Raw genomic sequence first — 10,416 nt, forward strand, 5'->3', positions numbered from 1 at the left:
TGCTGGGACATGGGAGGCCCCTCCTCGCTGTGCGCCTAGACAACTCACAGCATGCGGGAGGCCTCCCTATTTGTCACCACCCGGGTGTAAACAACCTATTGGCACATAACAGCTAGCTCGGGGAAAAACGCCATCGCGACAGGTCGCCGCCCCCTGACGTGTCAGCTAAACGGAAAGCCCAATTGTGAGAACGGCGTTCATTTAGCGGTTTTATACCGTTAGCTGCATTATCCCTTCTTTCTCCCACGCCGCAGCGTTGGCAATTGTTATGCTCTCCCTAAAATAGCCTTAATATTTGTAAAGAAGGTGCAGTCATGAGCCAGTCGTTCACTTGGATCAACTTCTCGAAGAGGGAGTACCTGAATCCCGTCCCCTTCAAGAACGACGTCAAGTGGCCCTGTTTCCACCACGTGGGAGCCGAAAGCACGAATGCGGTGCTCACCCTCATGGCTGACGAATGGCGTGGCGACGTTATCGCTTTGGTTGGCGACGCCACCGGTCTCGAGTTCTATGAGCACAAGAACTGTCCCGCAAGCATGCACCGCCTGCTCGAGCTCACCGAGGGCGAAGGGCCCTGGCGTTATGCCGCGCTCTGGTTCTCGGATGTCTCCGGAAGGTTCAAGTGCGCAAAAGGCAAGGTTGGCCGTCAACGTGTAGGCGAGGGCGAGGGCGCCTATCTGGAAAAGCTGCCGTTCGACGGCACCTTCGACAAGGACATCGTGATCTACCCCTACATCGTGAACGAAACGACCCACGAGTACTACAAGCGCAAGTCTAGCCGCGCAGACGTTGATCCATTCAGCGACCTGATGATGGTTCATAGCCCTTCGTTTATGGGCGAGGACGTGGGCATTTGGATTGGTGACGACATCCATCCGGCCATGGAACCGCCTGTTGGCGACTATCGGGATATCACTGACGTCTATACGGTGGAGTAGCCCAGCGGGATCACGCGCCACGCATCACGCAACGCGTGCCACGCACCTCGCGCCGCACGCCACGCAACGCGCCACGCGTGCCGGATTCATTGCAACGCACATCACACGGCATGGATAAGCCGCGACAACCCGAACATGGGTTGCCGCGGCTCCGTTTTTGAATAGCGCCGCCGGTTTGCACTAAACAGCGCTGCCGTAGTTCTACTCTCTCACGCAACGGCGAACAAAGTCCTCATAAACGTCAATCGCCTTAGGAACGTAAAACTCGGAGCCACCGTGATCTCCACCCTTGATGAGCACGAGTTCGGCCTTGCGCCCCTGAGCTCGAAGCAGGTTGTAAAAGTCTGTCGACACCTCGCAGTTGACCATGCGGTCCTTCGTACCGTGAACGATAAGCACGGGAGGCATCGGCGTCTCCGGCGAAAGATAGGTGTCGGCAGAGATGCGATAGCGAAGCTCGGGGTTTTCGCGCAGGCTGCCACCAGCAAGCGCGCCCTCCGGGCTTGTCAGCGAGCCCGCATCGAGCGTTGTGGGATACCCGTCCTCGCGAAGGAAGCTCACCGCCCCGTAGAAGTCGAGAACGCCTCGAACGGGAAGATCGGCAGCGGGCGATCCGTTCTCGTCAGGAAGAAGAGTCGCGAGAACGGCCGTGTGTCCACCCGAAGAAGAGCCGCCAATGACGATTTTGTCCGGATCAACCGAGAGCTCGTCCGCGCGCTCGGCAACGAACCGAACGGCCGCCTGCGCGTCGTGAATCTGCGCCGGAAAACACGCCATCGAGGAGTCGCGATACTCGACCACGGCAACCACGATGCCTCGTTCGGCAATCCTTGCCAGCTGGGGCAGGTTCTTGTAACAGTCCTGCTTTCTCCAGGCAGAACCCTGAACGTAGACGAGGCACGGATAAGTTGGACGCTCCCCCGCCGCCGTCGCATTGAGCAAGTTGCGACTCGTGGGAATCAACAGTTGAAGGTGCAGCTCGTGATCACCGCGGCAAAGGTACACGACGTCCGGAACGTATCGCGAGCCCGACTCGTCACCCGTCGTCGCCAGGACGTACGCACCATCGGGCACGGCCGCGCACTCGGGAAATTCGTCGTAGGTCCAAGCCTTGATCTCCATGCGTCCCTCCAGCCCCACGCTTGCGAATGCCCCGATTGTCGCACGAGAGGCGTCCTTTGCGCACTCCCCCGAGAAGTATGGACATGATTCGCAATCAGCCGAGTAGCCCTCTCATTTGACTCACTGCGACCTGGGGTTTTGCACCTCGGAAGCGCCATGTACCAGGCATAACCAAAAGTGTGTCCATACTTCTCAGGCGAGCTGGGCGTCAGGCAAGCTAGGTGTCAAACGAGCTGCGTACAGAAGGCGAAATCAATGCCCGGGGAGGAAAGCTTAGCCGCGGACATGCCGCGCCAAACGAAAAGTGCGCTAAGTAGGGGGCTAATTCGCAGTGACGCGAGTAGACCCGATTTAAAGGAGTTCCCGAGCTGGGGTTTTGCAGCGCGAAACCGTTGTCTACTCGGCAGACCCCGGATTAGCCCCCTACTTAGCGTCTTTTACAAATCAAAAGCCAGTGCCGGTACGCAAAACGAGGCTCGTCGTTCGCATAACGACGGCTTGTCGCCTGCGGGAACGATATCCCGCCCTACGACAACGGGCCGACGACTGCAAAAGACGCCCGCCGCCTACGAAACGACGTTTATCACGCGAGAGAAACCCCCACAGACGCGAGACGGCAGCCTACCGCCTGCAAATGCCGACAAAAACAACGAGCAGCAGCCAGGCAACAACGAAGACTCCGGCGCTCACAGCCCGAGCTCGTTTGCGGCCCCAACGCCGCAGAAAGCCAATGTTTGCGAACAACCACCGCTTGTCGAGAAGGACCCAGCCACACACCAGCACCATGCAGGGAAAGAACAGCGCAAACCCATAGACGTTGAGCCAGAGCGGGCCAGCGATATAGTACTTTTCGTCAAACAGGCAAATCGCGCAAGCAAAAAGAATGATTGTGGCAGTGAGACATACGAAAACGTTCCTCACGCTCCAAAAGCTCGGCACCGAAGCGCTGATGTAGCGTTCCCTCATCTCGGCAAGCGTCATGGCAAGCGAGCGAGATCGATCCTCAGACCTTCCGAAATGCATGCACAAACGCCCATCGGCAACCCCAGGAAGCGCATCGCGCATCTCGGCCGCGCTTTGATAGCGGTCATCGGGATCTAGAGAGGTGGCCTTTGTTATTACGCTGCGCCAAGCAGGCGAAACCTCGGCGCAGGCAAAGCCGCATTCCCGATCAGCCGGGGTGGCTTCTCGCCCAGTCAGGCAGAAGAACGCGAGCATACCCAGGGCATAGACATCGCTGCGGACATCAGTCTGGCCAAAACCGTACTGCTCGGGCGGGGCATAGGAGCGAGTCCCGAAATGCGTGGTATCAGCCTCCTCGCCCTCGTGCCACACGCGCGCAATGCCGAAGTCGATGAGCACGGGGCAGCACGAACTCGCGGCACGCCCCGAGCTCGCAGCGGAGCACGAATGCGAGGCAGCTCGCGGACTCGCGGCGGAGCACGAACGAACATCAGGGCAGATAACGTTGCTGGGAGTGAGGTCGCGATGGACCAGCGGCGACTCAAGCGCGCCATGCAGTTCTGAAACCGCATCACAGATCGCGGGGATGAGCTCGCGCGCGAGCATGTCGCGATCACCAGGCGAGGCATCCTCGACCACCTGCGCGAGCGTCCGCCCCTTGACGTATTCGAGGAGCACCTCAAGAGAGCCAGCGCTCTCGCGGCAGTCAATGATACGAGGGAGCTGACGAAAGCGCATGCCTTGGCGTTGCAGCTTAAAGAGCTCGACGTACGCACAGCCAAGGCCGCTCCCCCGAGAAATGACCTTGCGTACGTACGGGCCGAGCTCAGTCCCCGCGGCAGTCCTCAGCCATACGAGCTCCGTCACCTCGGCGGGAGTGCGCTTGAGCGTGCGCTCCACACGATAGGCGTCCGCGGGCGCGGAAGAGAAGAGCCCGGCGCCAAGCGCACCCTCCAGTTGCTCGTGTATGCCATCTGTCGTCTCGATATCCATATCCCCACAATAGCAGGCGAGCGGGACACTAATTCGCATCCCGCTCGCCACATTCGCAATTAATCACACGCCGGACAATACCGTACCGCCGCCGTCAGCAAATCGTCTCCTCCCCAAAGCGATAGAGCTCCTCGTTCACCCTCTGGAGTGAACATCCCCGCTCAAGGCAGAAGATAATGATCGCATCTCGACGGCTCTTGCTATACAGCGAGCTCACCCCGCCCGCCTCGAGCATGCGGTTGGTCTCGCGCAGGGTCAGCGCCATCGCGAAGGCGATCTGAAGCAGCTTGTTGCGGCTAGGATTACGCGTGCCCATGAAGATCTGATAGCCAAAGGTCTCGTTGAGGTTTGCCATACGCACGACCTGCGCACGCTCGAGGTTCTTCTCCGCGAGAAGAGCATTGAGGTAGTCAGGGAGCGACGGCTCACCAAGCTGATGAGAATCGAGAAACGCATCGATGTCGGGCGCCTCGAGCAGCTCCGCGAGAAGCTCCTCTGTTAGTCTTTGGGCCATCTTGTCCCCCCCTCTCCACAAGACCGCGAGCGTCAGATAACAACGCTAGAAGCCAGTGACGTCAGCCAGCTTGTAGGAAGCGACCTTAGCCTGGCCGTACATGCCAACCGCCTCAAACTTCCAGGTTCCGCCGGCGTCAAGGTTGCTGGTGTTGGCGTATGCCGTCCCAAGCTGGTTGCCATCGGCATCGAACAGGTTATAGCTAACGCTGACGTAGCCGAGCTGAGAATCCGTAAGATTGGTGAACGTGCCGCTGATGGTCGTGGTGTAGTCATCGCCGGTCATCTGCTCGTCGGTGATGGAGTACTTGTCGGCCGCGCCGGACTCCGCAGACGTGCTCGCGGCAGCCACCGAAGAGCCATCCTCGGTCGAGATGGTGCCCTTCGCCGCCTCGTCGATGGCAGAGGAGTAGGCGCTCTGCGTGCCGAGGACGATGGCAATGGCGAGAACGTTCACGACAACAGCGGCAATGGAGAAGCCTCGGCCGCCCTTCTTGCCGCGCAGTACACCCACCAGCCCGATGACCGCAAAGACCGCGCCAACGAGCGCGAGAACGAACGACAGGTTGTTAATGATGGGCAAGAACGACGTGACGAGAGCAATAATGCCCAGCACAAGAGCAACGATCGACGCGGCCGACTTACCCTTCTGCGGATTATTTGTCTGCTGCGTCTTGTCCTGAGCCTCGGTAGCTTCCATGGGGTCTTCCTTCCTGTTGGGGCTAAACATGAGCCCATCCTAGGAAGCGAAGCGCGCGATTTCATTAGCTGAGAGCTAATAGAGGACCATGCCCGGGCGGCACCCTTTCACGACACGTTCGCAACGGCCTCAGTTGACAGCGCATGCCACGCCCGGCTATGCCCCGTCGTCCCCGTCCGCGGCGCGTTCGCGCGAGGAGTCGAGCTCGGCATCCCAGGCGCGCAGCGTCTCGTAAACCTCGCGCGCGACCTCAGCGGGAATGCCGGGAATGGCGGCGATGTCCTCCTCGCTCGCCTCGCGCAGACGCTTCATGCTGCCAAACGCCCGCCTCAGCGCGCGCTTGCGCTTCTCGCCCACGCCGGGAATCTCGTCGAGAATCGAGACGGTCATCGCTTTGTCGCGCAGCTCGCGGTGGAAGGTAATGGCGAATCGGTGCGCCTCGTCACGCACGCGCTTCACGAGGTAGAGCGAGGCGGAGCCGCTCGGCAGCACCACGGGCATCTCGTCCCACGGCACGAACAGCTCCTCGTCGGACTTGGCGAGGCCCGCGACGGGGATGTCCAGCCCGAGCTCCCCAAGCTGCTCGATGGCGGCCGTGAGCTGGGGCTTGCCACCGTCGAGGATGAGCAGGTCCGGCTGGGTGCCAAAGCGCTCATCCGCCATGCGCTCGGGGGCATAGCGCCTCGCGAGCACCTCGCTCATGGAGACGAAGTCGTTCGCCTCGTCGAGCTCCGCGCGGATCTTGAAGCGGCGGTACTGGCTCTTGTCGGGCTTGCCCGCCGTGAACACGACCATCGACGCGACGGTGTGCTTGCCGTGGATGGTCGAGATGTCGAAGCACTCGATGCGCATAGGCGGCTCGTCGAGGGCCAGGGCGCTCTCGAGCTGCAGCAGTGCCTCGTTCGTGCGCTTGTCCTCGTAACCCGTGCGCAGCTCATAGCGCGCGAGGTAGTGGCGCGCGTTGTTGCGAGCCATCTCCGCGAGGTGCGCCTTCTGGCCACGCTTGGGCACGTGGAGCTCGACCACGCGTCCACGGCGCGCTGTAAGCCAGCCCTCGAGCGTCTCGGCATCCGCGAGCTCGACGGGCACACAGACCTCGAGCGGGAGGTCGCTCGTCTGGTCGTAGTAGCGCTTGACGAAGCCGCTCGCCAGCTCCTCCTCGCCCACGTCGAGGCCCTTGTCGAGCACGAACTCGCAGGTGCGGCTCACACGCCCTTCGCGCACGACGAACACGCAGGCACCCGCGATAGTCTCCTCGCGCCAGAAGCCGATGACGTCCACGTCCTGCGCACTCCCGAGAACCACGCGCTGCTTGTCGTCGAGGCCGTCGATCACCGCGAGGCGTCGCTTCACGCGGGCGGCGCGCTCGAAGTCGAGATCCGCCGCGGCCTCCGCCATCTCGGCCTTGAGCTCGGAGACGAACTCGCCCCTGTGACCCGCGAGAAAGCGCTCGACCTGGCTCACGTGCGTGGCGTACTCCTCGGGCGTGATGCAGCCGGCACACACGCCCGGACCGCGCCCCACGTGGTAGTCGAAGCAGGGGCGGCCGCTCTCCGCCTGGGCGAGCGCCACGACGTCCGTCTGCTCGGGGTGGGCCTCGAGCTGGCGGCGCACGCGCTTCCACTCAGCGCAGGTGGCGACGCACAGCGGCATCACCTTGCGCACGACGTCGATCGTGGCGCGGGCGGCGCGGGCGTCCGTGTAGGGGCCAAAGTAGCGCGTGTCCGGGCGGTGACGCTCGCGCGTGTACTTGATCGCGGGATAGACGTCGCCCTTGGTAAGCGCGATGTAGGGATAGCTCTTGTCGTCCTTGAGGTCGACGTTGAAGGGTGGGCGGTACTGGTGGATAAGGTTGATCTCGAGGACGAGCGCCTCGTGCTCCGAGCCGACCACGACGTAGTCGAAGCTCGCCGTGGCGGCCATGAGGCGCGGCACCATAGGGCGCTCGTCCGTGAGCTGCACGTATTGGCGCATGCGGGCACGCAGGTTCTTCGCCTTGCCCACGTAGAGGACGTTACCCTTGGCGTCCTTCCACAGATAGCAGCCGGGATCGGTGGGGACGAGGGCGACCTGCTCGGCGAGGGAGGGCGCGGCCGATGCTTGCTCCTCGGGCTTCCCCCATGTCCTGTCCGCCATCACGCCTCCTCGCGCTCGTAGTCACGGAGGAGATTGTACCCGCCAGGCCGCCTACTCGTGGCGCTCGAGGAACTCCTCGACCGTGGCGTTGTACTCCTCGACGCGCTCGAGATGCACGCAGTGGGTGCCCTCGAGCAGCGCCCACTCGGCACCGGGAATGCCGTCGACGATCTGCTTCGAGATGAGTGGCGTCGCCTCGTCGGCGGTGCCGGAGGTCACGAGCGTGGGGATGCAGATGTCGGCGAGCTTGTCCACGACGCTCCAGTGGCTGAGCTTGCCCGTCACCACGAACTCGCTCATGCCCTGCATCGTGTGGTAGACCTCGTCACCGATCGGGTCCGCGAACGGCTTGCGCACGTTGTCCGGGCGCTCCGTCTCAGGCACGGCCGCGACGTGGCGGCGATAGTACTCGTCGCTGGCAGCCTTGACCTCGGGGCGCTCGTAGTCACCGTCGATGTCGGCCTGGGCGAGGGCTTCCTCCATCTCGTGGGGCAGATAGGATCGCAGGCGAAGCGCCTCGCTCAGCCACAGGTCCATGTCCGCCGGGGAGCTCGCCACGACCATGGAGGCGACGCCACTCGGGCGGTGCGTGGCGTACTGGAGCTCGAGCATACCGCCCCAGCTCTGGCCCAGCAGGTGCACGTGATCGAGGCCGAGGTGGCGACGCAATTCGTGTAGCTCCTCCTCGAAGAGCTCGGCAGACCACATGTCCGGGTTGCTCGGCGCCTTCGAGTAGCCGCAGCCAATCTGGTCATAGTAGATGACCTGACGGTGGTACTTGCGCGCAAGCTCATCGAGAGAGCGCAGGTACCAGTGCGTGTTGCCGGGGCCGCCGTGAATGGTGAGCAGCGGTAGGCGCCCCAAGTCGTTCTCGCCCACGATGCGGTACCACGTCTTATAGCCCTTGAAGGGCATGTATCCCTTGACGACCTTGAGTTCCTCCGCCATTTGGCTCTCCCCTTCTCGTCAGCCCCGAAGACCCGCAGGAGTCCGGGCGCTGTCTTCATGCGACGGCGCCCGGCTCCATCTCGCCCCGCGCCGCGGCGTCCTTCAAATTGGCCACCAATGCTAGCGCCCCTCCCGGCCACGTCCACACAAGCCGCGCACGATGTAACGATGCGATTACAGTCAGGCTGCAACCGGGGTCGCAAACGGCAGCAAGCTTATATTCACTCAAACGAACTAGGAATTCTCGCGATGCATGCCGAGCGCACCAACGCCGGCTCTCGAATACGCGGTCGCGACACAGAGAAAGGGCGAATCCATGAACGAGAAGACCCCGCTCAACCATCTCATCACTCGCCGCGCGATGCTTGCCGGCAGCGCCGCAGCCGCGGCGTCGGCGCTCGCCGCGTGCAAGAAGAACGACGCGGAGCAGGGCGCGGACGGAGCGTCTGCCGCAGGCGGCACCCTCTCCTACCACATCGAGAGCCCCACGGGCATCGAACCCTACACCCTCGAAGACGAGAACGCCGTCGCCGTCGCGTTCAACCTGTTCGACGCCCTCACCTACTACGACTACAAGACCGGCGACCTCGTCGACCTCGTCGCCGAGAGCCACTCCCACAACGACACCGACGACGTCTGGACCTTCAAGATTCGCAAGGGCACGAAGTTCCACGATGGGTCCGAGGTCACGGCCAAGTCCTTCAAGTACGCCTGGGAGCGCCTCTGCAGCCCCAACACCGCGGACCAGCCCTCGAATGTCTCCTACCACCTCGCGATGGTGAAGGGTTACGAGGACGTCGTCGCCGGCACCACAAACGACCTCGCCGGCGTGACCTGCCCGGACGACTACACGCTCCAGGTCGAACTCTCCGCACCCTATGCGGACTTCGACTACGTCTGCGCGGCACCCGTCCTCTCGCCCATCCCCGAGGGCCTTGGCTCAGGGGACGGCTACAAGGACTTCTCCCTCGCGCCCGTGGGCAACGGCCCGTTCAAGATGAAGGGCCAGTGGGTCGACGGCCAGTACGTCGACACCGAGCGCTTCGATGACTACACAAACGGCGACGTCGCCAAGCTCGACGGCGTCCACTTCGCCATCTACCGCGACTCCTACACCGCATACAAGGAGCTCGACGCCGGCAGCCTCGACTGCTCGCTCGTGCCCATCACGGCCACCAAGGATGCCGAGAGCAGCTACGGCACCTCCGACGACGGCTACACGGCGACGCCCGGCAAGCAGTTCCTCGACGGGACCATGCTCTACACGCAGTTCCTCGCCTTCAACGTAAACGACCCGCTCACCAAGGATCCGCGCGTGAGGCAGGCGCTGTCCCTCGCTATCAACCGCCAGGCCATTTGCGACGCCATCTACGAGGACTCCGCGAAGCCGGCGGACGACATCCTCCCCGAGGCGATCGAGGGCCACACTGAGGGTGCCTGGAAGTATGCCGCCTATGACCCCGAGCAGGCTGGCAAGCTCCTCGACGAGGCGGGATATCCGGCGGACGCGGACGGCAAGCGCAACATCTCGTTCAAGTTCATGACCAACGCCGCCAACACCCAGGACGAGTACCAGTCGATGCAGTCTGACTGGGCAGAGCTTGGCATCGATGTGGAGATCGACAAGGTCGAGTACGCGGCCATGTACCAGAGCTACCTCGATGGCACCTACACCGTGGGTGCCCGCGCCTGGTACGCCGACTACCCCATCGCCGACAACTACCTGTACCCGATGTTCTATACCGGCCGCGACGACAACGTGAGTCACTTCTCGGATCCGACGTACGACGCCATGCTCGACAAGGCCCGCTCCGTCGCGGACCACGGCGAGCGCGTGAAGGCCATGCAGGAGTGCGATGCCTACGTGGCGGAGCTCATGCCCTACGCGCCGCTCAACTACCGCGCTCTCGCGCGCTGCGCTTCAAGCAACGTCGAGACGCTCACGGTGACACCGGGAATCCTTCCGCTGCTTGACGAGGCGGAGCTCAAGGCCTAGCTGTTATGTGCCAAGACATTGTTTACACCGACTATGCGTGACATCGGAGGCAGGCCCCCGCACGCGCTGTGCGGACGGTCCCAATTGTAGCGCTCGATGAAGGAGGC

Annotated in this window: 8 protein-coding genes; 2 read left to right on the top strand and 6 right to left on the bottom strand. The window is 62.6% G+C overall.

Annotation, left to right across the window (positions count from 1 at the left end):
- The first annotated feature begins 314 nt into the window (after positions 1–314).
- Positions 315–938 (top strand): hypothetical protein, encoded by a 624-nt coding sequence (locus tag ACTQ1Z_RS08450; protein WP_441860236.1) that lies wholly within the window; start codon positions 315–317, stop codon positions 936–938.
- Positions 939–1,139: 201 nt separating this feature from the next.
- Here the strand turns inward: ACTQ1Z_RS08450 and ACTQ1Z_RS08455 are convergent, their stop codons facing one another.
- The 6 genes from ACTQ1Z_RS08455 to ACTQ1Z_RS08480 form a co-directional block, all read right to left on the bottom strand.
- The gene (locus ACTQ1Z_RS08455) at positions 1,140–2,060 is read right to left on the bottom strand and encodes an alpha/beta hydrolase fold domain-containing protein (RefSeq protein ID WP_441860238.1); all 921 of its coding nucleotides are present in this window, start codon (positions 2,058–2,060) and stop codon (positions 1,140–1,142) included.
- A 621-nt stretch (positions 2,061–2,681) separates the two neighbouring features.
- Positions 2,682–4,016: a serine/threonine protein kinase gene (locus ACTQ1Z_RS08460; protein ID WP_441860240.1), complete on the bottom strand. Its 1,335-nt coding sequence runs from the start codon at positions 4,014–4,016 to the stop codon at positions 2,682–2,684.
- A 94-nt stretch (positions 4,017–4,110) separates the two neighbouring features.
- Positions 4,111–4,530 (bottom strand): XRE family transcriptional regulator, encoded by a 420-nt coding sequence (locus tag ACTQ1Z_RS08465; protein WP_293815014.1) that lies wholly within the window; start codon positions 4,528–4,530, stop codon positions 4,111–4,113.
- A 45-nt stretch (positions 4,531–4,575) separates the two neighbouring features.
- Positions 4,576–5,229 carry an FxLYD domain-containing protein gene (locus tag ACTQ1Z_RS08470; protein WP_441860242.1) on the bottom strand — a complete coding sequence of 218 codons (654 nt, stop codon included), beginning with the start codon at positions 5,227–5,229 and terminating at the stop codon, positions 4,576–4,578.
- Positions 5,230–5,385: 156 nt separating this feature from the next.
- Positions 5,386–7,365, bottom strand: coding sequence for an excinuclease ABC subunit UvrC (uvrC, locus tag ACTQ1Z_RS08475; RefSeq protein WP_441860244.1), 1,980 nt, complete (start codon positions 7,363–7,365; stop codon positions 5,386–5,388).
- A gap of 51 nt (positions 7,366–7,416) precedes the next feature.
- On the bottom strand, positions 7,417–8,313 hold the full coding sequence (locus ACTQ1Z_RS08480; RefSeq protein WP_441860246.1) for a proline iminopeptidase-family hydrolase: 897 nt from the start codon (positions 8,311–8,313) through the stop codon (positions 7,417–7,419).
- 316 nt (positions 8,314–8,629) lie between these two features.
- On the opposite strand from ACTQ1Z_RS08480, the gene ACTQ1Z_RS08485 reads away from it, so the two are divergent.
- Positions 8,630–10,309: an ABC transporter substrate-binding protein gene (locus ACTQ1Z_RS08485; RefSeq protein ID WP_441860247.1), complete on the top strand. Its 1,680-nt coding sequence runs from the start codon at positions 8,630–8,632 to the stop codon at positions 10,307–10,309.
- The last annotated feature ends 107 nt before the right edge of the window (positions 10,310–10,416 follow it).

This window comes from Parolsenella sp. LCP21S3_E11, from assembly GCF_052118165.1.
Lineage (GTDB): Bacteria > Actinomycetota > Coriobacteriia > Coriobacteriales > Atopobiaceae > Parolsenella.

What these genes read in the sequence shown, in the direction of transcription:
- ACTQ1Z_RS08470 (WP_441860242.1), bottom strand. Translation starts at nt 5,229, where the DNA reads ATGGAAGCTACCGAGGCTCAGGACAAGACGCAGCAGACAAATAATCCG.
- ACTQ1Z_RS08465 (WP_293815014.1), bottom strand. Translation starts at nt 4,530, where the DNA reads ATGGCCCAAAGACTAACAGAGGAGCTTCTCGCGGAGCTGCTCGAGGCG.
- ACTQ1Z_RS08480 (WP_441860246.1), bottom strand. Translation starts at nt 8,313, where the DNA reads ATGGCGGAGGAACTCAAGGTCGTCAAGGGATACATGCCCTTCAAGGGC.
- ACTQ1Z_RS08450 (WP_441860236.1), top strand. Translation starts at nt 315, where the DNA reads ATGAGCCAGTCGTTCACTTGGATCAACTTCTCGAAGAGGGAGTACCTG.
- ACTQ1Z_RS08460 (WP_441860240.1), bottom strand. Translation starts at nt 4,016, where the DNA reads ATGGATATCGAGACGACAGATGGCATACACGAGCAACTGGAGGGTGCG.
- uvrC (WP_441860244.1), bottom strand. Translation starts at nt 7,365, where the DNA reads ATGGCGGACAGGACATGGGGGAAGCCCGAGGAGCAAGCATCGGCCGCG.
- ACTQ1Z_RS08455 (WP_441860238.1), bottom strand. Translation starts at nt 2,060, where the DNA reads ATGGAGATCAAGGCTTGGACCTACGACGAATTTCCCGAGTGCGCGGCC.
- ACTQ1Z_RS08485 (WP_441860247.1), top strand. Translation starts at nt 8,630, where the DNA reads ATGAACGAGAAGACCCCGCTCAACCATCTCATCACTCGCCGCGCGATG.